Annotated in this window: 28 protein-coding genes; 5 read left to right on the top strand and 23 right to left on the bottom strand. The window is 67.2% G+C overall.

From position 1 onward, the window contains the following. Positions 1-59 precede the first annotated feature (59 nt). The 4 genes from DSX2_RS07920 to DSX2_RS07905 all read right to left on the bottom strand — a co-directional run bounded on the left by DSX2_RS07920 (position 60) and on the right by DSX2_RS07905 (position 3,160). Complete coding sequence (locus DSX2_RS07920) at positions 60-755, bottom strand: amino acid ABC transporter permease (RefSeq protein ID WP_020880648.1); 696 nt, start codon at positions 753-755, stop codon at positions 60-62. A gap of 33 nt (positions 756-788) precedes the next feature. Then, entirely contained in the window at positions 789-1,490 is a 702-nt protein-coding gene (locus tag DSX2_RS07915) for an amino acid ABC transporter permease (protein WP_020880647.1), read from the bottom strand. 71 nt (positions 1,491-1,561) lie between these two features. Further along, positions 1,562-2,383: an ABC transporter substrate-binding protein gene (locus DSX2_RS07910; RefSeq protein WP_020880646.1), complete on the bottom strand. Its 822-nt coding sequence runs from the start codon at positions 2,381-2,383 to the stop codon at positions 1,562-1,564. Positions 2,384-2,431: 48 nt separating this feature from the next. Continuing rightward, on the bottom strand, positions 2,432-3,160 hold the full coding sequence (locus DSX2_RS07905; protein WP_020880645.1) for an amino acid ABC transporter ATP-binding protein: 729 nt from the start codon (positions 3,158-3,160) through the stop codon (positions 2,432-2,434). 269 nt (positions 3,161-3,429) lie between these two features. On the opposite strand from DSX2_RS07905, the gene DSX2_RS07900 reads away from it, so the two are divergent. From DSX2_RS07900 to DSX2_RS07885, 4 genes are read left to right on the top strand one after another with little or no spacing between them, the layout of a single operon-like run. After that, positions 3,430-3,702: a ferredoxin family protein gene (locus DSX2_RS07900; protein ID WP_020880644.1), complete on the top strand. Its 273-nt coding sequence runs from the start codon at positions 3,430-3,432 to the stop codon at positions 3,700-3,702. Between the two features lie 9 nt (positions 3,703-3,711). Beyond that, positions 3,712-4,863 (top strand): 2-oxoacid:acceptor oxidoreductase subunit alpha, encoded by a 1,152-nt coding sequence (locus tag DSX2_RS07895; RefSeq protein ID WP_020880643.1) that lies wholly within the window; start codon positions 3,712-3,714, stop codon positions 4,861-4,863. Between the two features lie 4 nt (positions 4,864-4,867). Then, the gene (locus tag DSX2_RS07890; RefSeq protein WP_020880642.1) at positions 4,868-5,770 is read left to right on the top strand and encodes a 2-oxoacid:ferredoxin oxidoreductase subunit beta; all 903 of its coding nucleotides are present in this window, start codon (positions 4,868-4,870) and stop codon (positions 5,768-5,770) included. After that, a complete protein-coding gene (locus DSX2_RS07885) occupies positions 5,770-6,384 on the top strand; it encodes a 2-oxoacid:acceptor oxidoreductase family protein (RefSeq protein ID WP_035041239.1) in 615 nt (204 codons plus the stop codon). Before DSX2_RS07890 ends, DSX2_RS07885 begins: the two co-directional genes overlap by 1 nt. Before the next feature lie 106 nt (positions 6,385-6,490). Here DSX2_RS07885 and DSX2_RS07880 read toward each other — a convergent pair whose 3' ends face one another. From DSX2_RS07880 to carB, 15 genes are all read right to left on the bottom strand, one after another. Beyond that, positions 6,491-6,847, bottom strand: a complete 357-nt coding sequence (locus DSX2_RS07880) for a phenylpyruvate tautomerase MIF-related protein (RefSeq protein ID WP_020880640.1) — start codon at positions 6,845-6,847, stop codon at positions 6,491-6,493. Next, a complete protein-coding gene (locus DSX2_RS07875) occupies positions 6,835-7,227 on the bottom strand; it encodes a cupin domain-containing protein (protein ID WP_020880639.1) in 393 nt (130 codons plus the stop codon). Before DSX2_RS07875 ends, DSX2_RS07880 begins: the two co-directional genes overlap by 13 nt. Beyond that, on the bottom strand, positions 7,221-7,688 hold the full coding sequence (locus DSX2_RS07870; RefSeq protein WP_020880638.1) for a hypothetical protein: 468 nt from the start codon (positions 7,686-7,688) through the stop codon (positions 7,221-7,223). The genes DSX2_RS07875 and DSX2_RS07870 overlap by 7 nt, the downstream gene beginning before the upstream one ends. A gap of 125 nt (positions 7,689-7,813) precedes the next feature. Then, on the bottom strand, positions 7,814-10,159 hold the full coding sequence (locus tag DSX2_RS07865; protein WP_035041341.1) for a penicillin-binding protein 1A: 2,346 nt from the start codon (positions 10,157-10,159) through the stop codon (positions 7,814-7,816). A 2-nt stretch (positions 10,160-10,161) separates the two neighbouring features. Continuing rightward, positions 10,162-10,734: a YkgJ family cysteine cluster protein gene (locus DSX2_RS07860; protein ID WP_020880636.1), complete on the bottom strand. Its 573-nt coding sequence runs from the start codon at positions 10,732-10,734 to the stop codon at positions 10,162-10,164. Positions 10,735-10,819: 85 nt separating this feature from the next. Further along, positions 10,820-11,227: a PilZ domain-containing protein gene (locus DSX2_RS07855; protein WP_020880635.1), complete on the bottom strand. Its 408-nt coding sequence runs from the start codon at positions 11,225-11,227 to the stop codon at positions 10,820-10,822. A gap of 106 nt (positions 11,228-11,333) precedes the next feature. Further along, positions 11,334-11,690, bottom strand: coding sequence for a PilZ domain-containing protein (locus DSX2_RS07850; RefSeq protein ID WP_020880634.1), 357 nt, complete (start codon positions 11,688-11,690; stop codon positions 11,334-11,336). An 88-nt stretch (positions 11,691-11,778) separates the two neighbouring features. Continuing rightward, positions 11,779-13,401: a glycosyltransferase family 39 protein gene (locus tag DSX2_RS07845; protein ID WP_084486520.1), complete on the bottom strand. Its 1,623-nt coding sequence runs from the start codon at positions 13,399-13,401 to the stop codon at positions 11,779-11,781. A gap of 99 nt (positions 13,402-13,500) precedes the next feature. Beyond that, positions 13,501-14,181, bottom strand: coding sequence for an HAD family acid phosphatase (locus DSX2_RS07840; protein ID WP_020880632.1), 681 nt, complete (start codon positions 14,179-14,181; stop codon positions 13,501-13,503). An 11-nt stretch (positions 14,182-14,192) separates the two neighbouring features. Beyond that, entirely contained in the window at positions 14,193-15,104 is a 912-nt protein-coding gene (locus DSX2_RS07835; RefSeq protein WP_020880631.1) for a DMT family transporter, read from the bottom strand. Positions 15,105-15,239: 135 nt separating this feature from the next. Then, positions 15,240-16,133 carry a DMT family transporter gene (locus DSX2_RS07830; RefSeq protein ID WP_020880630.1) on the bottom strand — a complete coding sequence of 298 codons (894 nt, stop codon included), beginning with the start codon at positions 16,131-16,133 and terminating at the stop codon, positions 15,240-15,242. 33 nt (positions 16,134-16,166) lie between these two features. Then, a complete protein-coding gene (locus DSX2_RS07825; protein ID WP_020880629.1) occupies positions 16,167-16,628 on the bottom strand; it encodes a C-GCAxxG-C-C family protein in 462 nt (153 codons plus the stop codon). 68 nt (positions 16,629-16,696) lie between these two features. Further along, positions 16,697-17,683 (bottom strand): SIS domain-containing protein, encoded by a 987-nt coding sequence (locus DSX2_RS07820; RefSeq protein ID WP_020880628.1) that lies wholly within the window; start codon positions 17,681-17,683, stop codon positions 16,697-16,699. A gap of 21 nt (positions 17,684-17,704) precedes the next feature. Next, the gene (gene purF, locus DSX2_RS07815) at positions 17,705-19,111 is read right to left on the bottom strand and encodes an amidophosphoribosyltransferase (protein ID WP_020880627.1); all 1,407 of its coding nucleotides are present in this window, start codon (positions 19,109-19,111) and stop codon (positions 17,705-17,707) included. A 27-nt stretch (positions 19,112-19,138) separates the two neighbouring features. Next, positions 19,139-22,372 (bottom strand): carbamoyl-phosphate synthase large subunit, encoded by a 3,234-nt coding sequence (carB, locus tag DSX2_RS07810; protein WP_020880626.1) that lies wholly within the window; start codon positions 22,370-22,372, stop codon positions 19,139-19,141. Positions 22,373-22,689: 317 nt separating this feature from the next. Between carB and DSX2_RS07805 the strand changes: the two genes are divergently transcribed. Continuing rightward, complete coding sequence (locus tag DSX2_RS07805; RefSeq protein ID WP_020880625.1) at positions 22,690-23,028, top strand: DMT family protein; 339 nt, start codon at positions 22,690-22,692, stop codon at positions 23,026-23,028. Positions 23,029-23,092: 64 nt separating this feature from the next. Here DSX2_RS07805 and hgcB read toward each other — a convergent pair whose 3' ends face one another. The 4 genes from hgcB to DSX2_RS07785 form a co-directional block, all read right to left on the bottom strand. After that, on the bottom strand, positions 23,093-23,395 hold the full coding sequence (hgcB, locus tag DSX2_RS07800; protein WP_020880624.1) for a mercury methylation ferredoxin HgcB: 303 nt from the start codon (positions 23,393-23,395) through the stop codon (positions 23,093-23,095). Next, the gene (hgcA, locus tag DSX2_RS07795; protein WP_250697583.1) at positions 23,395-24,669 is read right to left on the bottom strand and encodes a mercury methylation corrinoid protein HgcA; all 1,275 of its coding nucleotides are present in this window, start codon (positions 24,667-24,669) and stop codon (positions 23,395-23,397) included. Before hgcA ends, hgcB begins: the two co-directional genes overlap by 1 nt. Then, positions 24,666-25,070: a helix-turn-helix transcriptional regulator gene (locus DSX2_RS07790; protein ID WP_020880622.1), complete on the bottom strand. Its 405-nt coding sequence runs from the start codon at positions 25,068-25,070 to the stop codon at positions 24,666-24,668. The genes hgcA and DSX2_RS07790 overlap by 4 nt, the downstream gene beginning before the upstream one ends. A 228-nt stretch (positions 25,071-25,298) precedes the next feature. After that, a complete protein-coding gene (locus tag DSX2_RS07785; protein ID WP_020880621.1) occupies positions 25,299-26,456 on the bottom strand; it encodes a SufD family Fe-S cluster assembly protein in 1,158 nt (385 codons plus the stop codon). Positions 26,457-26,472: the final 16 nt, after the last annotated feature.

The raw sequence follows: 26,472 nt of genomic DNA, 5'->3' as shown, positions 1-26,472 counted from the left end.
CCCGCCGGGCCGTTTCGTTTGCCGCTCGCCCGCCTTCGCAGGCCGTGCGATCGCAGCCTCTATCTGCTCCGGGCCTGGTAGCGCGCCAGCTGCTTTTCCAGGCGGCGCGAGGTGGCCGTGAGCACGTAGCAGACGATGAAGTAGAGCACGAGGATGGTGAGGTATATCTCGGTGGGCGCGGTCAGGGCGCGGTTGTTGACCTGGTCCGCCGCGCGGGTCAGCTCGAGCACGCCGATGATCGAGGCCAGCGAGGTGTCCTTGGTCAGGGAGACGAACTGGTTGACGAAGGACGGGATCATGTTGCGCAGGGCCTGCGGCAGGACCACGTAGCGCATGGCCTGCACGTGCGTGAGGCCCGAGGAGCGGGCCGCCTCCATCTGTCCCCGGGGCAGGGCCAGCACGCCCGCGCGCACGATCTCGGCCACGTAGGCGCCGGTGAAGACGATGAAGGCCAGCAGCGAGCTGGTGGTCGCGGGCATGGCCTCGCCGAAGAGCACCGGGCCGAGGAAGTAGAACCAGAAGATCATGAGGAGCAGCGGGATGCCGCGCACGATCTCGATGTAGAGGACGGCGGGCAGCTTGATCCAGAGCGCGCGCGAGAGCCGTCCGAGACCGGCCAGCAGGCCGATCCAGAAAGCGCCGAAAATGCCGCCCGCGGCAAGCAGGATGGACAGGGCGAGCCCGCCGAGCGGTCCCCTGGGGTAGGCTCCCCAGAGGAAGTAATCAAAATTGTTGGCGACGACGTTCCAATGCACCTTCGAGGTCTCCTGAGCTTCGCTTCCGGCCCGTTAGTACCGGATCTGCCTGAGGAAGAGGCGGTTGTACTGTGTGATGACGAGGGAGACCACGAGCGAGATCACCAGATAGATGAGCGTGGCCACGGTGAACGCCTCGAAGCCGTGGAAGGTGTAGGACTCGATCTGGCGCGTCATGTAGGTCAGCTCCATGACGCCGATGGTCATGCACAGCGAGGAGTTCTTGATCAGGTTCAGGAACTGCGAGATGAGCGGCGGCACGATGATCCTGAAGGCCTGCGGCAGGATGACGTAGCGCATGGCCTGCAGGAAGGACAGGCCGCAGGCGCGCGAGGCCTCGAGCTGGGTCTTCGGGATGGAGAAGATGCCCGAGCGGATCTCCTCGGCGATGAAGGCCGCGGTATAGACGGTGAGGGCGATGACTCCGGCCGCGAACTCGAAATCGTGGTTGTAGAGCCACTGGTTGACGAAATCGGGCAGGACCGCCGCTGAGCCGAAATACCAGAAAAAGATCTGCACCAGCAGCGGGGTGTTGCGGAAGAATTCCGTGAAGGCCAGCGCTATCCACTCGAGAACCCTGACCCGGGACAGCCTGAACACGGCGATGAGGGTGCCCAGGAGCACGGAGAAGAGGATGGCCACGGCCGAGATGTGGAGCGTCTTGAGGGTGCCCTCGAGGATCCACTGTCCGTACTTGCCGTGCAGGACGAGATTCCAGTCGAATGAGTAGGCCACGCGCGCTGCTTTGTGTTTTCGGGTTGCGGGAAACGGGCGGGACGCTTATGCGTCCCGCCCGAAAAAGACCCCTACATGGGCCAGATTTCCATCTTCCAGGTCAGGGGCAGGTAGTACTTGGTATCCTTGCCGAACCACTTGTTGTAGGTCTTGGCGTAGTCGCCGGAGATCCACATCTCGGCCAGGGACTTGTTCACGAAGTCGCGGAACTTGGAGTCGTTCTCGGGCAGGCCGAGGCCGTAGGGCTCGGCGGAGATGTAGTCGCCCACGATCTCCCACTCGTTCGGGTTCTCGTCGCTGTTCTTCAGGCCCAGCAGGATGGTCGAGTCCGTGGTCACGGCGGCGACCTTGCCCTGCTTCAGAGCCAGGAAGGCCTGCGGGTAGCCCTCGAAGGAGATGACCTGGCAGTCGGGCTGCGCGTCCTTGATGTTCTGCTCGGAGGTGGAACCCTTGGCAGTGCCGACCTTCTTGCCCTTCAGGTCAGCGGCGGACTTGATGCCGGAGCCCTTCTTCACGAGCAGCTTCTGGCCGTCCATGAAGTAGGTGATGGAGAAGTCGATGACGTCGTCACGCTCGAACTTGTGGGTCATGGTGGCGGCCACCAGGTCCACGGAGCCCTGGGTGAGCATGGGGATGCGGGTGGCGGAGGTGACGGGCTTGAGCTCGAGCTTCACGCCCAGCTTGTCTGCGATGTACTTGCAGATGTCCACGTCGAAGCCGACCAGCTGGTTGGTCTTCTCGTCCACGAAGCCGAAGGGCACGACGGAGTCCTTGACGCCGCAGATGAGCGTGCCGCGCTGCTTGATCTCTTCCAGCTTGCCCGCGTGGGCAACGGCGCCCGCGGCCATGACCAGGCAGAGGACCGCAGCCAGGATGAACGTGATTCTGCGCATGGGACCGACCTCCTTGCGTGTTTGAAGTGTTGCGGCCGGGACTTCCGGCTACAGTATCTCCCTGAGAAACGCACGGGTGCGTTCGTGACGCGGATTGCGGAAGAACTCGTCCGGCGGTCCCTGCTCGATGACCTCTCCGGCGTCCATGAAGATGACGCGGTCCGAGACCTCGCGGGCGAAGCCCATCTCGTGGGTCACGCAGAGCATGGTCATGCCGTCGCGGGCGAGGTCCTTCATGACCGAGAGGACCTCGTTGATCATCTCGGGGTCGAGCGCCGAGGTGGGCTCGTCGAAAAGCATGATCTTGGGCTTCATGGCCAGGGCGCGGGCGATGGCCACACGCTGCTGCTGGCCGCCTGAAAGTTCGGCCGGGAACTTGAGGGCCTGGTCGTGGATGCCCACGCGCTCGAGCAGTTCGAGCGCCACGGTCTCGGCTTCGTCCCTGGAGACGTCCTTGACCTTGGTCGGAGCCAGGGTGATGTTCCGAAGGACCGAGAGATGCGGATAAAGGTTGAACTGCTGGAAGACGATGCCTATCTCGCTGCGCAGACGGTTGATGTTCACGTCCGCGTCCTTGATGTTCTTGCCCTCGATGACGATCTCACCCTGCTGGTAGTCCTCGAGCCGGTTGATGCAGCGGATCAGGGTCGACTTGCCGGAGCCCGACGGGCCGCAGATGACCAGAACCTCGCCCTTCTCGACGGTCTCATTGATGTTCTTGAGGACGTGGAAGTCGCCGTACCACTTGTTCAGCGACCGGATATCGATGAGTGCCATGACGCTCCTTTATGTCGGGGCATGGGCCGTGCGGCCCGGCGTAGCGTAGAGAACGGAGCGGCGGCCGAAAGCCGCCGCCAGCAAGCTTCCTGGTTGTATCCCGTGTGCCGGAATTGTCAAGCTTGCGTCAAACCCCGCAGAAAGCCTCTGAAGATTGCCATTGCATGACACATGGGGTATGGCGGACGCACTACGGCAGGCGGCACCGCAACGAATACCGTGCGGAAAATGACTGATAGCACAAACAATTCAGCGGCAGAAAGCAGGAAATGTCGAAAAAAGCAAAAGGGCAGACCGAGATCACCATCTATCCGGACTGGTGCAAAGGCTGCGGCATATGCGTGGAGTTCTGTCCGGCCAAGGTCCTGGCCATCGGCAAGGACGGCAAGGCCCGGGCAGTGAAGCCCGAGGAGTGCATCAACTGCGGCTTCTGCGAACGGCACTGCCCCGACTTCGCCATCTCGGTGCGCGCCCGCGGCCGCAAGCGCAGGCTCTCCGAATGCCTCGAAAACGGCCATGAACTGCCCGAAGGCACGAAATAGGAGAGCGGCATGGCCACACTGAAGAAGAAACAGCGCAAGGCCCTCTTCGCCCTCGGCAACGAGGCCGTGGTCGAGGGCGCCCTGCTGGCGGGATGCAACTTCTACGCGGGCTATCCCATCACCCCCTCCTCCGAGATCATGGAGGTCATGGCCTCCCGCCTGCCGCACACGGACAACGGCGTCTTCCTCCAGATGGAGGACGAGATCGGCTCCATGGGCGCGATCATCGGCGCCTCGCTGGCCGGCCGCAAGGCCATGACCGCGACCTCGGGCCCGGGCTTCTCCCTCATGCAGGAGAACCTGGGCTTCGCCTGCATGACCGAGGCCCCGCTGGTGGTGGTCAACGTCATGCGCGGCGGCCCCTCCACGGGCCTTCCCACCTCGCCCGCGCAGGGCGACGTGCAACAGGCGCGCTGGGGCACGCACGGCGACCACCCGATCATCGTGCTCTCGGCCTCGGACGTGAAGGAATGCATGGAGATGACCATCACCGCCTTCAACTTCGCCGAGAAGTACCGCTCGCCGGTCATCCTGCTCATCGACGAGATCACCGCGCACACGCGCGAGAAGATCGAGCTGCCCGAGCCGGGAGAGTTCGAGATCTTCAACCGCGGCTACCCGAGCGTGCCGCCGGAATGGTACAAGCCATACGAGGACACCATGCGCGGCGTGGCGCCCATGCCGCCCATCGGCTCGGGCTACCGCCACCACGTCACCGGGCTGACCCACGACGTCATGGGCTTCCCCACCCAGAAGCCGGACGAGATCAAGACGCTCGTGGAGCGGCTGTTCCGCAAGATCGACCAGTTCTACCCGGACATCATGCTCGTAGAGGAGTACCGCACCGAGGACGCCGACATCGGCGTGGTGGCATACGGCTCCGTGGCCCGCTCGGCGCACCTGGCCATCGACATGGCCCGGGAGCAGGGCTACGCGGCGGGGCTCATCAAGCTGAAGACGCTCTTCCCCTTCCCCAAGCCCTTCGTGGACAAGCTGGCGCACCGCTGCTCGCGCATCGTGGTCCCGGAGATGAACATGGGCCAGATGTCGCGCGAGGTGAAGCGCGTGGCCGCCCGCAGCACGTCGGTGCGGACCATCAACCGCATCGACGGGCAGATCATCACCCCCTCCCAGATCTTCAAAGCCATCACGCAGGGGTAAGGACATGGCGGAAATCACAGAGCTCATCCATCACTATCTGCGCCACAACAAGAAGTTCCCGCACGTCTTCTGCCCCGGCTGCGGCCACGGCATCGTGCTCGGCGCGCTGATCCGCGCCATCCATTCGCTCGAGCTGTCCAAGGACGAGGTCTGCATCGTGGCAGGCATCGGCTGCTCCGGCCGCATCGCGGCCTATGTGGACTTCAACACCGTGCACACCACGCACGGCCGCGCCCTGACCTTCGCCACGGGCATCAAGATGGCCAACCCGAACATGAAGGTCATCGCCATCATGGGCGACGGCGACGCCTTCTCCATCGGCGGCAACCACCTGATCCACGCGGCACGGCGCAACATCGGCGTGACCGCCCTGGTGCTCAACAACAACATCTACGGCATGACCGGCGGCCAGTGCTCCGCGACCACGCCCCAGGGCGCCACCACCCAGACCACGCCCTACGGCCAGATGGAGAAGTCCTTCGACCTCGTGGACCTGGCGCGGGCAGCAGGCGCCAACGGCGTCTACCGCGGCACGGTCTTCCACGTGAACATGCTCGACCGCCTCATCTCCACGGCCATCACCCGGCCGGGCTTCAACCTCGTCGAGATCATGACTCCCTGCCACACGCAGTACGGCCGCAAGAACAAGTACAAGAACTCGGTCGAGATGTTCAAATGGCTCAAGAGCACCTGCCTGAACAAGGAGAAGTTCGACGAGCTGAAGCCCGAGGACCGGGAGGGCAAGCTGCCCATCGGCACCTTCGTGGAGCACGACGCCAAGGGCCTGGAGGAGCTCTACGAGGACATGCGCGTCCGGCTGCGCACCAAGGCGGCCAAGCCCGCCGCCCCTGCCGAGGCGCCCACGTCCATGGTCGAGAAGGAGACCGAGAGGAGGGAGAACCAGTGATGAAGCCCATGGAACTGCATCGCTTCGAAATCCGGCTCTCGGGCACCGGGGGCCAGGGCATCATCACGCTGGGCCGCATCCTGGGTTCGGGCCTCGCGCTCGGCCACGGCTACAACGTCACCCAGACCCAGAGCTACGGCCCCGAGGCGCGCGGCGGCGCCAGCCGCTCGGACCTGGTCATCAGCTCCCAGGCCATCAGCTACCCCAAGACCGAGAGCGTGGACCTGCTCGTGGCGCTGTCCCAGGAGGCCTGCTACGCCTACTACCGCTACATCAAGCCGGGCGGGGTGCTGCTCGTGGACACGGGACTCGTGCGCCAGACGCCGTCCAACGTCTTCCTGGGCCTGCCCTTCACCGACCTGACCATGAAGAAGATCAAGGTCCCGCAGGCCATGAACGTGGTCGTGCTCGGCGCCCTGACCTGGCTCCTGCCCTTCGCCGAGCAGAAGATCATGAAGCAGGCCCTGCGCGACAGCATGCCGCCCAAGATCCTGGACACCAACCTCAAGGCCTTCCAGCTCGGCTACTCCGAGGCCAAGAAGCGCTTCGATCCGCACGAAGCCTGGGGAAAGAAGGAGAACGAGGACGAGGCGGACGAGCGCATCGTGCTCTGATTCCTGGGAAATCCCCCACGACGGCATCCGGGGGCCGGAAAAGACAAAGCGCGGCCGGGAAGGAACTCCTTTCCGGCCGCGCTCCGTTTGCAAAAAAGGCTTTTTCCTAGGCGGGCTTGGCCACGGTGCCCTTGTTCACGCCGGTGAGTTCGGCGGACAGGGGCTTGAACTCGATCAGGGCGCGGTTGGCGGAGACGCCGAGCTCGCGCTCGACGAACTCGCCGAGCCAGGCGGCCAGGGCCGGGCATTCGTCGGCCGTGAGTCCGATGCTCTTGACCTCGACCCAGGCGGCGGGCGCGTCGGTGCCGCGATACGTCAGGGCCAGGCCGGGCTCGACGATGGTCAGGATACGCTCCACCGGCTTGCCGATGGCCGTGGCGGCCTCGTTGGCGAGCTTCAGGGCCAGGGTGCGGGCCTTGGCGGCATCCAATTCGACGTTGGTCTCGATCTTCAGGCAGGGCATGTGGTTCCTCCTTGGTCCAACAGGACGGTGTCGTCATGGCTGTAGGCCGGGGCGCAGCAGCAGAGCAGCACGAGTTCGCCCGGCCCGGTGTTCGCGATCGAGTGAGGCACCCCAGGTGCGATGCAGACGGTATCGCCCGCCTCGACGGGAAAGTCCACCCCGTTCAGGGTCATGCGGCCCCGGCCGCTGGTGACGTGGTAGAGTTCCTCGCTCACGCGGTGCAGGTGCAGCTCTGTGCGGCCGCCCTCCCCCACCCGCGCCTCGGCGAGGCTCTGGTTGCGCACGCCGAGATGCGCGTGAACGGAGGGATGCATGAGCTCGCGGATGGTGGAGCCGTCCTTGGTGACGTAGGCTCGCGCCTCCGCGTGGCGGCTCAGCACGCGCTCACCCACCAGATCAGGACGAAGACGAGGAAGAGGTTCGCGAGGTTGCGCCTGCCGTAGCTCTCGATCACCTCGCCGCGCAGGAAGGGCACGGACCAGTGCAGGACCACGAGCCACAGGACGATGACGAGCAGTGCCCGGAACATGGCCTGGGCGGGCGCCGCGAGCACCGCGAAGACGGCCAGGCCGAGGAAGTAGCCGACCACCGCCGCGGCGTTGCGTCCGTAGAAGCCGACCACGGCGTCATAGGGCACGGCCAGGCTGTCTATCTCCGCGGAGAAGAAGTCGTTCACCGTCTTCAGCGCCATGAGCAGCAGGAAGATCCATGCGGCCAGCCTGACGCCGACGAAGGCGCCCCAGGCGAGAGCACCCGCGGAGCAGGCCCAGGCCACGAGCAGGCCCACGGCAGCGCCGAAAACGAGCTTCCAGCCGACCAGATCGCGCAGTTCGCTTTGCATCTCTCTCCTCCCGGCCAAAGGTTGCTCTGTTCTCCGCACCATACGCGATGCCGCACCCCACGCAAACCCGCCGCGCCGAAAAAGCGCGCCCCGGCCACGGCCATGAGGCCGCGGCCGGAGTCCGGCTAGTAGACCTGCTTCAGCAGATCCTCGCCCGTGGTCTTCTCGCCTTCGAGCGACGAGGTGCCCGTGGAGACCTGGGTGGGCTCGGTTCCGGCGTAAAACGGCAGGAAGTAGCTCTCCTGCGTTGCCGGTCCGGCCAGGAGGCCGTTCTGTCCGTCGATGCGCACCATGGTAACGCCCGGGGGCTGGGGGAAGTCGGTGGGCGGGAACTCGTCCTCCACCTGCTTCCTGTAGTCCACCCAGATGGACGAGGCAGCGCGCGCGCCGGTCTCGTTCTTGCCCATGGGCCGGTGGTCGTCGAAGCCCACGTAGACCACGGAGACGAGGTAGGGCGTGTAGCCCACGAACCAGGCGTCGCGCTCCTCGTTGGTGGTGCCGGTCTTGCCCGCCACGGGGCGGCCGAGCTCGCGCGCGCGCCAGCCGGTGCCGTCGCGCACGACCTCCTTCATCATGGAGGCGATGAGGTAGGCGTTCTGGGGCGAGACGGCCTGATGCGACTCTGGCTCGTCCGTGTAGAGCTCCTTGCCCCAGGCGTCGACCACGCGCAGGACCATGCGGGGCTTGGCCTCCATGCCGCCGTTGGCGAAGGCGGTGTAGGCGTCGCACATGTTGAGCGGCGTGACCTCGGCGGTGCCCAGGGCCTCGGAGAGGTTGCCCTGGAAGTTGGCGTCGAGGCCGAGCTCCTTGGCCCGCTCTTCAACCTTGGAGATGCCGATCCTCTGGGCCACGCGGATGGTCACGAGGTTCAACGACTTGGCCAGCGCCGTGCGCAGGATGGTGGGGCCGCGGAAGTCTTCCTCGTAGTTCTCCGGCTTCCAGACCTGCGAGGTGGAGTAGTCCGTGAAGACGATGGGCGCGTCGAGCACCACCGAGGCCGGGGTGAAGCCGTTGTCCAGGGCCGCCGAGTAGACGATGGGCTTGAAGGACGAACCCGGCTGGCGCTTGGCCTGGGTGGCGCGGTTGAACTGCGAGCGCTCGAAAGAGTAGCCGCCGACCAAGGCGACGATGTCGCCGGTCTTGGCCAGCATGGAGACGACGGCGCCCTCGACCGTGGGCTCCTGCTGCAGGGCCAGCTGCCACGTGCCCTTGTCGGCCGAGGGCCGCTCGTCCACCGAGGCCCAGACCACGTCGCCGGGCTTGAGCACCTGCGTGGCGTCGCGCACGGCCGCCACCTCCTCGGTGGCGTGGCGCGGGTCGGGCTTGCGCGCCCAGTGCATGGTGGCCACGGAAATCTGGCCGGAGAAGGCCCCGAAGCGCACGTCCGCGCCCGAAGGCTGGACGCGGGTCACCAGGACCTTGACCCAGTCGCCCTTCTTCAGGTCCTTGGCCGCTTCGCTGCCGTCGGAGAGGAAGGAGCTGTAGACGTTGGAGTCCAGATGGCGCACCGGGCCTTCCCAGCCGCGGCGCCGCGTGGAGTCGATGAGGCCGCGGTGCAGGGCCTGCTCGGCCGCGTCCTGCTGGCGCAGGTCGCAGGCGGTCCAGACGTGCAGGCCGCCCTCGTAGACCTCGGTCTCGCCGTAGCGCTCGATGAGCCAGCGCCGGACCTCCTCGAGGTACCAGGGGCCCTTCTTCCAGGAGTAGTCGTCCATGCTCTTGAGCACGAGGGGCTGGGCCAGGGCCTCGGTCATCTCCTGCCTGGTGATCCAGCCCTTCTCGAGCATCTGCTCGAGCACGTAGTGCTGCCGGGCCTTGGCGGCATCCCAGTTCTGGTAGGGATTGTAGCGCGTGGGGGCCTGCGGCAGACCGGCCAGCATGGCCGCCTCGGCCAGCGTCAGGTCGGCCACGTGCTTGCCGAAGTAGGTGCGCGCAGCAGCCTCGACGCCGTAGGCACCCGCGCCCAGATAGATGTGGTTCAGGTAGATGGTCAGGATCTCGTCCTTGGTCAGGTACTTCTCGAGCCTGTAGGCGAGAATGGCCTCCTTGAGCTTGCGCTGGTAGCTCTTCTCGGAGGAGAGCAGCAGGCGCTTGATGACCTGCTGCGTGATGGTGCTGCCGCCCTGCTTGATGCCGCCCGCGGTGAGGTTGCGCAGGAAGGCGCGGAAGATGGCCGCCGGATCGACGCCGTCGTGCTGGTAGAAGCCCGCATCCTCCGCCGCGAGGAAGGCCTTGGGGACGTACGGCGCCATCTGCGGCAGCGTGGCCAGGAAGCGCTTCTCACGGTAGAAATAGCCCATGATCTGTCCGTCCCGGGCGTAGACCGTGGTCACGAGGGGCGGACGGTAGTCGGTCAGGGTCTTGAAGTTCGGCAGGTCCCGCGAGGCCCACAGGTAGAGCCCGAGGCCGCCGCCGATGCCGCAAAGCAGCAGGATGGAGCCGATGATGACTCCGCCGATGAACAGTTTCTTCATGGTCATATGGGATTCCGTTGCAGGCGCAGTGTGACGTTCGGGAGTCCGGGCTCGGGCGGCAGGCCCCAGGCCAGGCGGAGGCGCGCGAAGAGGTCGCGCGAGCGCTCCATGGAGAGGTGGACGCTATGGAGCAGCCGGGCCCGCCCGGCGGACTCGCGCACGGCCAGGCACATGCCCGCCAGGGCCTGCAGGCGGCCGCGTGAGTACCACAGCGGAAAGAGGCGGCAGTAGTACGGCCGGACCTCTTCCGGAAGCGTGCAGCCGTCCTCGCCCAGCAATCCGCAGGTGCCGTCCCGGCGCGTGGCCAGGCGGAAGTGGTGCTTGCGCGGATGGAAGATCATGCGCACGCACTCCTCCTCGCCGGGGAAGAGCCTGGTCATGTGGGAGAGGAAGGCCTCGGAGTTCGCCTCCTGAGCGAACCAGCCCTGTGCGCCGGTGAAGTCGCGGATGCGATCCATCTCCATCTCGGAGAGCGGAAAGCAGGCTTCCTCGTGTCCCGGAGCGAGCTTGCAGCAGGAGCCGGTAAGGGCCGCGCAGCGGGCGCAGACCTCGGGGCCGCCCAAGCCGGTATTCATAGTGATCGCGACGTCCGCCTCCGGATTATTTCGCTGTTCCGAAAAGCGCGTGGAAAGTAAATCTTCGCGACACGCTTGTCCAGGGTCAAGCAGGAGTCCCGGGGAGCCGCCGCGCCGTCCCTTCGCGGACCTCCTCCTCGTCCTCGCCGGGACGAAAGGGAGGCACGTGGCTCTCGTGCTGGAACTCGAGGATGGCGTCGGGGGGAATGTCCAGGGGGGTGAGAAAACGGATGCCGATCTTCCTGTCGTCGACCCAGACGATCTCACCCTCGGTGGCGAGGACGTGCGCGGTGAGAGGTTCGGGAAAGTCCTCGAAGGCGACGCGAAATCCCGGCGCGAGGGAGGCCGCCGACACGTCCTCGGGCAACTCGACCTTCATGCCGAGAAGACTCACGTTGCGCAGCGCTCCGGTGAAGCGCGCCTCCTCATGGCTGAAAGCGCAGCGGCCCTCGGCGGGCGCGACGCGTTCGGCCTGGCGCTGGTCCTGGCTCATTTCCCCTCCCGGTTTCATTCCCCCTCCCGGAGTTGCAAACGCCTTGCGCGGCGTCCGGATGCGTCTCCAAGGCTAGCCCAGCGGCCCGAAAAAGCAAAGGGGCCGCTCACTCCTTCATGTCGAGCTGCAGGCGGCGGTAGGCTTCGAGCGCCTCGGGCGTCGCGGGCAGGGGGTCGTCGAAGCGGATGCCGCCCTCCTCCCCGCGCAGCCAGACCACGCGGCCGCCCCATTCATTGCCGTGCAGGCAGCTCAGGACGCCGGGCAGGTCGCGCAGCCTGACTTCCCCGCCTGTGCACAGCGACGCGGCGTCACCGGCCGAGGCGAACTCGAGCCGCGCGCCGTGGCGGCTTATGTCGCGCACGATGCACAGGTGCTCGCATCCCGAGCGCGCGGCCAGGATGCAGAAGACCACATCGAGGACCGTGCGGGGCTCGCGGCGTCGTTCCGGACCGGCAGGCTGCATGGCACTTCCTTCTCGCGTTCTGCGGCGCCCAAGGACCGTGCGGCATGTTTACCAGATACCGCCGGGCGCAGGGAGAGGCAAGCCGCGATCAGAAGTCGCCGTACTCCCTCGGCCAGTAGCCGGTGAAGCCGCGGCAGAGGAAGATGGTGAACTTGCGCGCCGGTTCGCCGTCGAAGGTGGTCTGGTAATGAATGGGCGGCGAGATGTGCTCGAACATGCGCTCCACGCCCGGCTCGACCCCGTCCTTGAAGTCCTTGCGCACGTAGACGGCGTCCCAGCCCTTCTTGTCTTCGGGGCCCGGCCAGAGGTCGTACTGGTTCATGCGGCGCGAGAGCCAGGCGTTGTACACGCGCGGTTGCCCGGGCACGTAGAAGGCCAGGGCCGCGGTCATGTCGTACTGCTCGCTGAAGATGAAGACGCGCGAGGGATCGGGGAAGTCGGCCTTCTCGAGGCGCGCGACCTCCTCGCCCAGGTCGTCCCAGCCCTTGAGACGGTTGGCGGGGTTCAGGTGCCTGGGGATCGGCAGCACCGGGGCCGAGGCCACGAGCACGAAGACCAGGGCCGCCATGACCGCCCAGAGCTTGCGCAGCCGTCCCTGCCCCTGCCAGTAGCGGGCAAAGGCCAGGGCGGTCAGGAGGAAGCCTGCGGCGTAGCTCACCGCGGACCAGTTGGGCTGGATCTTGGTGTGAAAGCTCCAGAGGATGAAAAAGCCCCAGGCGGGCCAGAAGAAGATAGCCAGCAGCGCGGCTTGGCGCATGGAGAGGCCGAGCAGCCCCTTCTTGCCCCAGAAGGCCTGCCTGGCCGCGGCCACGCCGCCCACGAGCATGAAGACGAACCACCACGGGCTCATGAGCCCCACCTGGCTGCCCAGGTAGTCGGGGAAGCGGTCGAAGCGCAGCAGGCGCTTGGCCGTGTTGCCTTCCACGCCCGCCAGGGTGCCCACGTGCTTGAAGCCCACGAAATGATGCTGCGCGTTCCAGACGAGGATGGGGAGCATGCCCACGACCGTGCCCGCGAGCAGGGCGAGGACGAGGCGCGGCCAGGTGCCCTCGGGCAATTCGCCGCGGCCCTTGAGCCACCAGGCGTAGGCCAGGGCCAGGACCGGGAAGACGAGCATCATGTACTTGGCCAGGATGCCGATCGCCACGAGCGGGACCAGGGCCAGGACAGCCGCGCCCCGGGCGCGCGGCCCGACATCTTCCCTCGTGCCCGCGTCCAGGCAGAACATGGCCGCGGTCCAGCAGACCAGCAGCGGGTTGTCCGTGGTCATGAGCACCCCGGAGGCCAGGAACATGGGCGCGGTATTGGCCACGAAGAGAGTCAGGAGCCCGAGCCCGGGCCGTTTCCAGAGCTTGGCGAGCCAGAGGTAGATGACCGCCTGCAGAAGGCCGGAGCCGAGCAGCGCGCCCGCGCGCACTCCGAGCTCCGTGTTGCCGAAGATGCGCGTGAAGAAGGCGATGATCCAGGCGATGAGCGGGCCCTTGGAATAGTAGGACCACTGCAGGTGGCGCGTCCAGTCCCAGTACTGAGCCTCGTCCTGCACGAGGTTCAGCTGGCCCGTGGCCACGATGACCCAGCGCACGCCCACGCTGACGAGGATGATCAGCAGGGCGAGGAGGTCGGCGTTGCGGACGAAGAAGTTGTCGGAGCGGGGCCCGGCGGCCAAGGCCGCACCGGATCCCGCCTGTTCGTGCGAAATGGGATGCGTCATGGCGTGGACTTGTAGCCGAGGCGCGGGGCGAAGTCCAATCGGCCACCCGAATTCCCCGAAACGCCGGAATATCCCGGCACCCAGGGCCCGGGCAGGGAATCAGGGGATGAAGTAGACGTGGTTGGGCAGCTTGAAGCCGCGCTCGGCGAATCCGCCCGAAAGATCGCTCTCCTGGTCCCCCATGGTCACCAGGATGTCGTAGCCCTCGGCCTCTATGGCCTTGCGCGCGGAGCTCTTCCACGCTTCCGCCGGAGAGTGGGGCACACCGGCCGGACGACAGCGCACGCCCGCGGGTTCCGGGAATCCGGCATTGGCCAGGTTCTCCCGCGTGGCCGGGCACAGGGCGTCCGGCCTGCCGGTAACGAAGAAGACCGCGATGCCCCGCCCCGCGGCCCAGCTCGCCAGGTCGCGCACCGGAGCCACGGCGGGCAGGCGCGCCTCGCGCTCCTCGGCGTCGAAGGCAGCCTTGTCGTAGCAGAAGCCTCGCGAACGGGAGAAGGCGAACTCGGAGAGCGAGGTCTCGTCCACGTCCAGGACCAGGGCGGGCCGCGCCGCGCCCTCGGCGAGGCGGCTCTCCATGTAGGCGCGCGCCGCGTCCGCCGCCGCGCGCACGTCCGCCTCGTAGCGGCCGCTGTCGTGATATTCCTCGATGGCCCGGCGCGTCTCCCAGAGGTTGGGCACCGGCCGTGCGCAGCCCGTGAGCGGCAGGGTCAGCAGGAGAAGCGGAAGGACCGCCCGGAGGGCGAACCGGAAGTCGGTGCTGCGGGAATGCGTGCGCATGGTCTGCCGCCTCATGCCGCTGCCCGCGCCCTGATCCTCGGGGCGCGCTGCGGCCGGTTGGTGAGAAAGACGCCGAAGAGCACCGTGGCTCCGCCCACGAGCAGGGACAGGGAGACGTGCTCGCCCAGGATGAGGACGCCGAGAATGATGGCCGCCACGGGCACGAGGTTGATGAAGACCCCGGCCCGGCTGGCGCCGATACCCTTCAGGGCCTCGTAGTACCAGCAGAAGGCGAGCCCCGTGGCCACCACGCCGAGGAAGAGCAGGTTGCCCCAGGCCGTGGAGCTCACGAGAGGGATCTTCGTGACCACTCCCTCGACCAGGGCGCAGGGCAGGAGCAGGAGCGAGCCGAAGAGGCAGGCCCAGGTAACGGAGAAAAGCGGGGTCATGCATTCCACGCAGCGCTTGCCGAGGATCGTGTAGGCCGCCCAGGACAGCGCGCAGGCCAGGAGGTAGACGTCACCCATGCCGAGCTCCGAGCCCGAGGTGAAGAGCGTGGCGAGGTGGAAATGGGAGAGGATGAGGGCCACGCCGAAGAGGGAGACCGGGATGCCCAGCAGCCGCGAGGGCGAGAGCCGCGCGCCGAGGAAGAGGAAGTCGCCCAGGGCCACGAATGCCGGGATGGAGGCGGATATGAGGGCCGCGCGGCCCGCCTCCTCGGTGTGCAGGGCCGCGAAGAAGCAGGTGTTGTAGAGGAAGATGCCGGTGAGCCCGAGCAGGAAGAGCGGCAGGATCTCGTTTCGCGCGGGCAGGCGGAAGCGCTTCTCCGTGCGCATGAGGACCATGACCAGCACGAGCGAGGCGAAGACGTAGCGCAGGAAGGCCGCGGAGAACGGCGTCACCTCCCGCGCGACCACGCGGCCCGAGACCCAGGTGCCGCCCCAGATGAGCATGGAGACGAGGAGCTTTGCGTAGAGGAGCATGCGCGATCCGTCCGGTTGTGGGTGGCCGTCAGATAAACCCCGGGGCCCCGACGAGGTCCCTGCCCGGGCCACGGCCTGGGCTCCGGAAAGCCCTGCTCTACTCCTGCGGCGCGGCCTCGTCCAGACGCCCGCGCCTCAGGCTTTTGCGGGAATGGAGCGCTGCGGCCGGTTGGTCAGGAAGACGCCGCACAGCACCGTGGCGCCGCCCACGACCAGGGAGAGGGAGACGTGCTCGCCCAAGATGAAGACGCCGAGCGCGATGGCTGCCACTGGCACGAGGTTGATGAACACCCCCGCCCGGCTGGCGCCCAGGGCCTTGATGGCCTCGTAGTACCAGCAGAAGGCCACGCCCGTGGCCATGACCCCGAGGAAGGCGAGGTTGCCCCAGGCCGTGAAGCTGACCGAGGGCAGCCGCCCCAGCAGTCCCTCGCCCACGGCGCAGGGCAGGAGCAGGAGCGAGCCGAAGAGGCACGACCAGGTCACGGAAAAGAGCGGCGACATGCTCTGCACGCAGCGCCTGCCGAGCAGGGTGTAGGCCGCCCAGGCCGTGACGCAGCCGAGCAGATAGAGCTCGCCCACGCCAGCGCCGCCGGAAAAGAGCGCGCCGAGGCGGAAGTCCGAGAGGATGAGCGCCACGCCGAGAAGCGAGACCGGAATGCCGCACAGCCGTGAAAACGAGAGACGCGCCCCGAGGAAGAGATAGTCGCCCAGGGCCACGCAGGCCGGGATGGAGGCGATGACCAGGGCCGCCCGTCCGGCCTCCACGGTGCGCAGGGCCGAGAAGAAGCAGGCGTTGTAGAAGAATATGCCCGTGAGCCCGAGCAGGAAGAGCGGCAGGACCTCGTTTCGCGCGGGCAGGCGGAAGCGTTTCTCCACGCGCATCTGCACGATCACGAGGAAGAGCGAGGCGAAGAGGAAGCGCAGGAGGGCCGCCGAAAAGGGCGCCATCTCACGTGCCACGACGCGCCCGGCGACCCAGGTGCCGCCCCAGATGAACATGGAGACTATGAGCTTGGCGTAGAGCAGCATGTGTGCCTCGTCCCGGGGCCTGCGGCAGTCCGGCTATTCGCGCAGAAGGGTCAGGCCGCGCTCGGCCGCGAAGGCGATGAGACGCGGGCAGAGGGCATCGCGCAGCCCCCGCTCCTTGTAGGTTTTCTGCCCCTCGGCCGTGTCGAGGCGGCAGCCGGTGAGTTCGGCGCAATTGTCGCTGCCGAACTCGGCGAGGAAGGCCTCGCGCAGTTCCTGGACCAAAGCGTAGGGAATGTCGAGGGAGTCGCGCAGGGAGCTGCGGCCGCGCGCGAGGCCGATGACCAGCACGGCCCCGGAAAGGGCGCCGCACATGCCGCCGGTGCGCGCGAGGCCGGAGCAGAAGCCCGAGGCCGCGCGCGGCAGATGGGGACCGTCGACCAGCCCTTCGGGGTCCTCGTCGGGCCCGAGCGCCTCGGCCAGGGCCTTGCTCACGCTCTCGGCGCAGAGCCAGCCGCTCCGCCAGTAGCCGGTCGCCCTATCGGCAACGTCGCTCACGGCACCCTCCACTGAATGTCGTTTGGATGCGGCCCTGTACGGGCCGGAGAAGAAGGAAGCGCAATCCATCAGGCGGAGAAACGGAAGCTTCCCTTGCCCAGGAGGTCGTGCAGGTGGACCATGCCCACCAGCCGGTCCTCGCAGTCCACGATGGGCAGCACGGTGACCTCGCGCGTCTCCATGAGGTCCATGGCCTCGGCCGCGGTCTGCGTGGCCGTGAGCCTGAGCCCGCCCCGGGTCATCACGCTCTCCACGGGCGCGGCGAGATCGAGCGCCGATGCCGCGGCCAGACGGCGCACGTCGCCGTCCGTGAACACGCCCTCGAGGCGCCCGCCCTCCCCTGTCACGGCCAGGAAGCCGAGCTTTCCCTCGTTCATGACGCGCAGGGCCTCGGAAAGCGGCGCGGCGGCCGCCGCCACGGGCAGCCCGTCGGCGTGCATGACGGTCGTCACCGGCTGCGAGAGGCGCCTGCCGAGCGCCCCGCCCGGGTGGCAGCGCTGGAAGTCCTCCTCGCGGAATTCCTTGCGCTCGATGAGGCAGACGGCCAGCGCGTCGCCCAGGGCGAGCTGGGCCGTGGTGCTGGCCGTGGGCGCCAGGTTGTGCGGACAGGCCTCGCGCGGCACGCCGGAGTCGAGCACCAGGTCGGCCATGCAGGCGAGCGTCGAATCCGCCCGCCCGGTCATGGCGATGACACTGACGCCGAGCGACTTGAGGGTCGGGATGATGGCGTTCAGCTCGTCGGTCTCGCCCGAGTTGGAGATGGCGAGCACCACGTCGCCCGGGCGGATGATGCCGAGGTCGCCGTGCGCGCCCTCCACGGGATGGAGGAAGTAGGCCGGGGTGCCGGTGCTCGAGAAGGTGGCCGCTATCTTGCGGCCCACGAGGCCGGACTTGCCGATGCCCGTGACCACCACGCGGCCCTGGCAGGCGGCGAGCAGCTCCACGGCCTGGGAGAAGGTCCCGTCCAGCCGTTCGGCCACGCCGGAAAGCCCCTCGATCTCGATGGCCACGACCTCACGGCCGAGCTCTCCCCAGTCACGACATTCGCATGCCATGGTCGCTCTCCCCCGCCCGGCCTACCAGGACAGGGCCACCTCGTTCTCGAGGCAGGACTTGTTGGTCTCGGGCGAGACGTCGATTGGGTAGTCGCCGTTGAAGCAGGCCATGCACCAGGAGTCCTTGGCGTGCACGGATTTGAGAAGGCCCTCGATGCTCAGGTAGTGGAGCGAATCGAGGCCGATGAAGCGCTCGATCTCCTCCACCGTGTTGTTGGCGGCGATGAGCTCGCCCTTGGAGGAGAAGTCGATGCCGTAGAAGCAGGGGAAGCGGATGGGCGGGCAGCACACGCGCATGTGCACCTCGCGGGCGCCGAGCTCGCGCAGCTTCTTGACGCGCGAGCGGATGGTGGTGCCGCGCACGATGGAGTCGTCCACGATGCAGATGCGCTTGCCCTTGATCATGCTGCGCACGGGGTTGATCTTGATGCGCGTGGAGTAGTCCCGCATGGTCTGCGAGGGCTGGATGAAGGTGCGGCCCACGTAGTGGTTGCGGATCATGCACATCTCGAGCGGCAGCCCCGAGGTCTGGGCGTAGCCCACGGTGGCGTAGATGCCGGAGTCCGGGAACGGCATGACGAAGTCCACGTCCGGGGTGGATTCCTCGGCCAGGATCTGGCCCATGCGCTTCCTGTTCTCGTAGACCACCTCGCCGAAGACGGTGGAATCCGGCCGCGCGAAGTAGACGTGCTCGAAGATGCACTGGCGCGTGGGAATGCTCTCGGCGGCCGGGATCGAGGTCACGCACTTGTTCTCGATGACCAGCATCTCGCCCGGCTCGATGGAGCGGATGTACTCGGCCTCCAGCAGGTCGAAGGCGCAGGTCTCGGAGGCCAGGACGTGGGCGTCGTTGACCCGGCCGAGCGCGAGCGGGCGGAAGCCGTGGGGGTCGCGCACCGCGATCAGCTTGTTGTTCACCAGGATGAGGAGCGAGTAGGCGCCGCGCACGCGGGCGCAGGCCTTGGCCACGGCCTGCTCCACCCCGCCGTCGCGCAGGTGGCGCGCGATGAGGTGCACGAAGATCTCCGAATCCATGGTCGTCTGGAAGATGGAGCCGGTGGCCTCGAGCTCGCGCCGAAGCTCCACGGTGTTCACCAGGTTGCCGTTGTGGGCGATGGCGAGCTGCGTGTTGCCGAAGCGCACCAGGAAGGGCTGGGCGTTGCGGATGAGCGAGGCGCCGGTGGTGGAGTAGCGCACGTGTCCCACGGCGATGCGTCCCTTGAGCTCCTTGCCCAGGTGGCGCTCGGTGAAGACGTCGTGCACCAGCCCCATGCCCTTGTGCTCGCGGATGTTCTCTCCGTCCCAGGTGACGATGCCCGCGGACTCCTGGCCCCTGTGCTGCTGGGCGTAGAGGCCGAAATAGGCCAGGCGGGCGGCCTCGTCGTGGTTGTAGATGGCGAAGAGACCGCAGTAATCCTTCTTGCTCATGCCGTTCCTCCCGGCCGGTCCAAGGGGCTAGCCCTTGTAGTATTCCTGCAGGCTCTGCACGGACATGCCGGAGTCGCGCAGCGCCTTCACTGCCTGGGCCATGGCCCAGGCGCCGGAGATGGTCGTGGTGTAGGGGATGCCGTAGAGCAGCGTCGTCTGGCGCAGCTCGCGGGAATCGTTGATCGTCTTCTTGCCGCTCGCGGTGTTGATGACCATGTCGATGCGGCGGTTCTTGATCAGGTCGCAGATGTTGGGCCTGCCCTCGTAGACCTTGAGCACGGGCTCGGCCGTGATGCCGTGGCCCGAGAGGAAGGCTGCCGTGCCGCTGGTGGCCACGATCTTGAAGCCCATGTCCCGGAACAGGCGCACGGGCTTCAGCGCCGCTTCCTTGTCGCGGTCGTTGACCGAGATGAAGAGCGTGCCCTCGGTGGGCAGGCGCTGGCCGGCCGCGTACTGCGACTTCATGAAGGCCAGGCCGAACTCGTTGTCGATGCCCATGACCTCGCCGGTGGAGCGCATCTCGGGTCCGAGCAGGATGTCCACGCCCGGGAAGCGGTTGAACGGGAAGACCGACTCCTTGACCGAGATGTGGCCGGACTTGCGCATGGCCCAGGGGTCGAGCTCCTTGAGCTTTCTGCCCATCATGACCTGGGTGGCCAGCTTGGCCAGGGGCACGCCCGTGGCCTTGGAGACGAAGGGCGAGGTGCGCGAGGCGCGCGGGTTGACCTCGAGGATGAACACCTGTCCGTCCTTGATGGCGAACTGGATGTTCATGAGGCCCACCACGCCGAGCTCCCTGGCCAGGGCCTTGGTCTGGCGCCTGATCTCGTCCTGCAGCTCGGCCGGGATGGTGTGCGGCGGGATGACGCAGGCGGAGTCGCCGGAGTGGATGCCCGCCTCCTCGATGTGCTCCATGATGCCCGCGACGTAGGTCTCCTCGCCGTCGGACAGCGCGTCCACGTCCACCTCGATGGCGTTCTCCAGGAACTTGTCCACCAGGATGGGGTGCTCGGGCGAGGCGACCACGTTCTCGCGGAAGTAGTTCTCGAGCTCCGCATCGTCGTAGACGATCTCCATGGCCCGGCCGCCGAGCACGTAGGAGGGGCGCACGACAACGGGGTAGCCGATGCCCCGCGCGATCGCCAGGGCCTCGTCGAGGGACTTCGCGATGCCGTTGGCCGGCTGGAGCAGCTCGAGCTTCTCGAGCAGCGCCTTGAAGCGCTCGCGGTCCTCGGCGCGGTCGATGGCGTCCGGCGAGGTGCCGAGGATGGGCACCCCGGCGCGCATGAGCGGCACGGCTAGGTTCAGCGGCGTCTGGCCGCCGAACTGGACGATCACGCCCTCGGGCTTCTCGAACTCGATGATGTTCAGCACGTCCTCGTAGGTCAGGGGCTCGAAGTAGAGCCGGTCGGACGTGTCGTAGTCGGTGGACACGGTCTCGGGGTTCGAGTTGACCATGATGGAGCGGATGCCCATCTCGCGCAGGGCGAAGGAGGAGTGGCAGCAGCAGTAGTCGAACTCGATGCCCTGGCCGATGCGGTTGGGGCCGCCGCCGAGGATGACGACCTTGCGGCCCTCCTCCGGCGTCATCTCGTTGCCCTTCTCGTAGGTCGAGTAGTAGTAGGGCGTGTAGGCCTCGAACTCCGCGGCGCAGGTGTCCACCAGGTAGTAGGTGGGCTCCACGCCGAGCGTCTTGCGCAGGCGGCGCAGATCGTGGCTGGCCCACTTCCAGAGGGTGGCCAGCTGGCGGTCGGAGAAGCCCATGGCCTTGGCCTCGGCCAGCAGGGCCGGAAGCTTCGGGTTGTCGGGCGAGATGGACTCGGAAAGGCCGAATTCCTTCAGCCGCTCCTCCATGGCCACGATCTCGCGCATCTGGCGCAGGAACCAGGGGTCGATGGCGGTGGCGGCGTAGATCTCGTCATCCGAGAAGCCGCAGCGCATGGCCTGGCGCACGGCGAAGAGGCGGCGCGAGTTGGGCTTGCGCAGGCTGGCGAGCAGCGCCTCGCGGTCGCAGGTCGGCTCGTCGAAGTCCTTGCCCAGGCCCGGCATGCCGATCTCCAGGCCGCGCAGGCCCTTCTGCAGGGCCTCCTTGAAGGTCCGGCCGATGGCCATGGTCTCGCCCACGCTCTTCATGGCCGTGGTCAGCTCGTCCTTGGAACCGGCGAACTTCTCGAAGGTGAAGCGCGGGATCTTGACCACGCAGTAGTCGATGGTCGGCTCGAAGGAGGCCATGGTCTCGCGCGTGATGTCGTTGGGGATCTCGTCCAGGGTGTAGCCCACGGCGAGCTTGGCGGCGATCTTGGCGATGGGGAAGCCGGTGGCCTTGGAGGCCAGGGCCGAGGAGCGGGAGACGCGGGGGTTCATCTCGATGATGACCATCTCCCCGTTCTCCGGGTTGACCGCGAACTGCACGTTGGAGCCGCCCGTATCCACGCCGATCTCGTTCATGATGGCGATGGCCGCGTCGCGCATCTTCTGATACTCGACGTCGGTCAGGGTCTGGGCCGGGGCCACGGTCACGGAGTCGCCCGTGTGCACGCCCATGGCGTCCACGTTCTCGATGGAGCAGATGATCACGCAGTTCCCGGTGCGGTCGCGCATGACCTCGAGCTCGAACTCCTTCCAGCCGAGCACCGAGCGCTCGATCATGACCTCGGACTTCATGGAGGCGTCGAGGCCGCGCTGGGCGATCTCCTCGAGGTCCTCCATGTTGTAGGCCACGCCGCCGCCCGTGCCGCCGAGCGTGTAGGCCGGGCGGACGATGAGGGGAAAGTCGATCTCGTGTCCCAGGCGGCGTACGTCGTCCATGGTGTGGGCGATGCCGGACTGGGGCACGGCGAGGCCGATGTTTTCCATGGCCTCGCGGAACTCCTGGCGGGACTCGGCCTTGCGGATGGCCTCCTGCGAGGCGCCGATGAGCTCCACGCCCAGGCGCTCGAGCGCGCCGGACTCGGCCACGGCCAGGGCCGTGTTCAGGCCGGTCTGCCCGCCGAGGGTGGGCAGCAGCGCGTCGGGACGCTCCTTCTCGAGGATCTTCACCACCGCTTCGGGCGTGATCGGCTCGATGTAGGTCTTGTCCGCCAACTCCGGGTCGGTCATGATCGTGGCCGGGTTGGAGTTGATGAGCACGACCTCGTACCCCTCCTCCTTCAGCGCCTTGATGGCCTGAGTTCCGGAGTAGTCGAATTCGCAGGCCTGGCCGATGACGATCGGGCCGGAGCCGATCAGCATGATCTTTTTGATGTCGGTGCGTTTGGGCATGTTTGGCAGGCGTTGAAGGTTCCTGAGGAACGGCGGGAGCCGCCGCGACGGGTGACGCCGGACCCAGCGGTCCGCGGGTGCTGTTCCACCCCGTCCAAGGCGCGGGCACTCTAGCCGAAAGCGCGGCCGCAGGCAATGGGACGAAGGGGGCTACGAACGCAAAAAAGGCTGCCGGGGCACACGGATGGAAAACGTCTCGCCGGGCGGCGCGAAACGCCCGGCCGGGGCCGCCTGCCGGGCACGTTGACAGGCCGGGGCCGCGGCCCTAAGCAGGCTCGTCCCGCATGCGCGGGGCACACCACGCACCGGAGCCAGCCATGCCCGTCGTCCTCGGAACCGCCCTTCTCCTGTGTCTCTCCAACGTCTTCATGACCTTCGCCTGGTACGCCCACCTGAAAAATCTGGCCGACAGGCCATGGTACGTCGCCGCGCTCGTCTCCTGGGGAATCGCCCTCTTCGAGTACCTGATCCAGGTTCCGGCCAACCGCCTGGGCTACACGCAGCTCTCGCTGCCGCAGCTGAAGATCATGCAGGAGGTCATCACCCTCTCGGTCTTCGCGCCCTTCTCCATCTGGTACATGGGGCAGCCGCTGAAGCTCGACTTCCTCTGGGCGGGCCTGTGCCTGTGCGGCGCGGTCTACTTCATCTTCAGGTAGCAGCCCCGGCACTCCGCCAGATAAGCAGCCGCGCGCCCATGGCAAGTCCCGGCGGCCGCGCCGGTCACGAACAGCAGGAATCGGCGCCGGAGAGCCTGCGCAAAAACGGCAGGCGCGAAAGCCAGCCGTTCAGGATGGCCTGGGCGCAGCCCACGCCGGGCCGGACGGTGATCGCCGCCGCCGCGCAGTTGGTGGCGCAGGCGCCGCACTCCATGCAGCCGCCCGGGTCGGCCAGCCGCGCCTTGCCGGTCTCGTCCAGGGCCAGGACAGCGTGCGGGCAGACCGCGACGCAGGCGCCGCAGCCCACGCACGCCGCGCGGTCCAGGGCCAGGGTGGTGACGTTCTCGAAATGGCGGAACTCCCGCATCACGCGCCTCCCGATCCGATGGAAAACCAGCAGGGCACCAGCCAGAGCAGCACGGCCGCGAGCAGGAGCCCGGCCTGCAGCGGCATGTAGCGCCGCATCTCCCGATCCACGCCCGAGAGCGAGGTGAAGGGCGTGGAGCCGGTGTAGTTCATGGCGAACCACGAGGCGAAGGCCATGGCCGCGCACACGGCGGCCAGCCCATCGGGCAGGCCGTGCGCGAGGACGGAGGCGAGCGCGAGCCCCACTGCTCCGCCCGCGACGAGCCCCTTGGCGGCGAAGGCGCGCACCGGGATGCGGGCGAGCAGCGCGGGCACCAGGAAGACGCCCGCGGCAAAGGCCGCGGCGAAGACCGCGAAACCGCCGAGCGCTGCCCGAAGCGTGCCCGAAACAGTGAACCCGCCCGGCCCGAGCGCGGCGAGCACGAGGCAGCAAAGGGCCACGGCCAGGGTCAGCCTGCGGTTGGCCCTGATCTCCACGAAGCTCACGGCCAGCCGCTCGGCAAGCGGGAAGCGCACCTCCCGCAAGGCCTCGCCCGCCGTCATGCCCGCATCGAGGAACGCGGGCAGGTCCTCGGCCCTGACTGGCCCGAAGACGCCCGAAAAGCCGCACAGGCGGCGCAGCCGGTGCGCGGCCACGCCGGGCGCACAGAGCTGCGGCAGGACGAGGCGGCGGTGCGAGACGACCTGTTCAAGCTTCGCCGCGCGCACCCGGTCCGCGACCTCCTCTGTGGAGAAGGTCCGCTTGCCCGCGGCGCACCAGACGTTGATGCCGTACGTCTCGACCACGAGGATCCAGCAGGCGCGCCCAGGCAGGGCGCGGCGCAGGGTGTCGAAGGTCAGCTTGTAGTTGGAGGTGACGAGGACCGGGCTCTCTGGCGTGGCCGCGCCCAGGGCGTAGAGCCCGGGGGCGATGCGGTACGAGTCCCGGCCGATGCCGAGGCGCACGGCCAGCGCGCCCAGGCGGTCGCGGCCGCGCCAGGCGGAACGCACGCGCGGCACCGGCCCCGCCGGGGTCTCGATCCAGCCCTCGACGAACGGCCAGGCGCGCAACCCGGGACGCTCTCCTGCCGCCTCCGGCGGCAGTTCCGTCTTGGGTCCTCAGCAGGGCGCCGCGTCCGGTTGAGGCGCACGCACGTCAAGTTCAGGCGTACACCCTCCGGAACAGGCGCATGCCCCTCCGCTCTCCCGGAAGTCCGAGAGCCCTGGCACGCCGACGGATGGAGAGTCCGTCCCCTGGCACTGCTCCTGAAACGGTTCGATGGTCAGAGGCTTCATTCCCTTCTCCCCTGCTGCGGTGCATCGTCCGGCGATCCGCCCGGATATTCGTCCGGACGCAGCGGAAACGCAGCGGCACAGGCCGCGAAACGGGCCAGCAGGTCGCGGTCCACGCAGTAGCAGATGCGCGGCCCCTCCACCTCGCCGAGCAACACCCCGGCCTCCTTGAGGACCTTCAGGTGCTGGCTGACCGTGGACTGGGCCAGGGGCAGGATGTCCACGATACGGCCGCACACGCACCTGCCCTCCGCCACCAGATGGCGCACGATGGCCACGCGCGCCGGATGGCCCAGCGCCTTGGCGATGCGCGCGAAGGCCTCGTCGTCGAGCGGCGGCAAAGCCGCTGCAGCGTCCGCCCGCGGGACAGCCTGCATGGTCCGGATGATCTCGTTCGTATTCATCGTATTTCGACGATAAGCGATAGCCAAGCCGCCGTCAACCGCCCTGCGCAAACGAAAGGGCCGGAGGCATCCACCCCCGGCCCTCAAAACCCCCTCCCAATTCAGGCCGCTCAAAACGCGGCAGATGCAAGGCGCAAGAAAAGCCCAGGCCCGACGCGTAGTCCGCCTACGCGAGGGTCTGGGCTTTTCGCAGCAACGCAGCAGATGCCGCGTTTTCAACGGCCTGACCTAAAACATATCTTTCTCCGACTCGGAGATGGTCTTGTCCAGGACCTCGCGCAGCTTGTCCGGCAGGCCCATGATGTCCACGTTCAGGAAGCCGCGCACGATGGTCGAGGAGGCCTCCTCCTCGTCCAGTCCGCGCGCGGTGAGGTACTCGATCTCCTCCTGGGCGATCTTGCCCACCGCGGCCTCGTGCGAGAGCTCCACGCCCTCAACCGTGCCCTCGAGCTCCGGGATGGCGTGGATCACGCCGCCGCCGAGGATGAGGCCCTTGCACTCCAGGTGCCCCTTGGCCGGGACGGCGTTGCCCTGGATGTGGCCGCGGTTGATGATCGTGCCGCCCGAGGCGATGGTCCGGGCGATGATCTCGCAGCGCGTCTCGGGCGCGTCCATGATCACGCGGTTGCCCATGTCCAGGTAGGAGCCCTTGGGCGCCACGACCACGGAGTTGAAGCGCGCCACGGCGCCCTTGCCGCCGAGCGTGATCGACGGGTACATCTGGAGGTATTTCACGGGCTTCATGAGCACGTAGTTGTTCAGGAACTGCCCGCCCTCCTCCACGTAGCCCGCGGAGCGGGGCACCACCGAGACGTTCTCGCCCCAGTTGTGGATCATGGTGAAGGTCAGCTTGCCGCCCTTCTTCACGTAGAACTCGGAGATGCCGATGTGGGCGCTTTCCTGGGTATGCTTGGAGACGGCGCAGCCGGTGATGATGTGCAGCTCGGCGCCCTCTTCCACGATGACGATGTTGTGCACGGACTGCCCGGCCTTGTTGGCCTTGATGAACAGGCAGGACTGGACCGGCTCCTCGATCTTGGCGCCCTTCTCGGCGCGGATGAAGTAGCCGCCGTGCAGGTACTCGTTGGCCTTCTTCGTGGCCTCGTCCTTCTCGGGATCGATGAGCTTCCAGAAGTATTCCGGCAGGCCGTCGTATTTCTTCAAGGCATCCTTGATGTCCATGATCTCCACGCCGGGACGGGAGGTATGACAGTAGGCGCCGGAGTGGTCCATGTGCAGGAAGCTGCCGCTGCGGCCCTGCTCCTCCACGTCCACGCCGGACATCAGGAGCGTCTCCTTGTCGTGTTCGTCGAGGCTCCGCAGGTCGCCGAGCTTGGCGGCCTCGTGGCCGGTGAATTCGAAGTTGTCGAGCTTTATGGGCTTCATTTTCGGCTCCTTCTGT

This window comes from Desulfovibrio sp. X2 (assembly GCF_000422205.1).
In the GTDB taxonomy this organism is placed as follows: domain Bacteria; phylum Desulfobacterota; class Desulfovibrionia; order Desulfovibrionales; family Desulfovibrionaceae; genus Alkalidesulfovibrio.
This window is presented reverse-complemented; position numbering and strand designations above follow the sequence as displayed.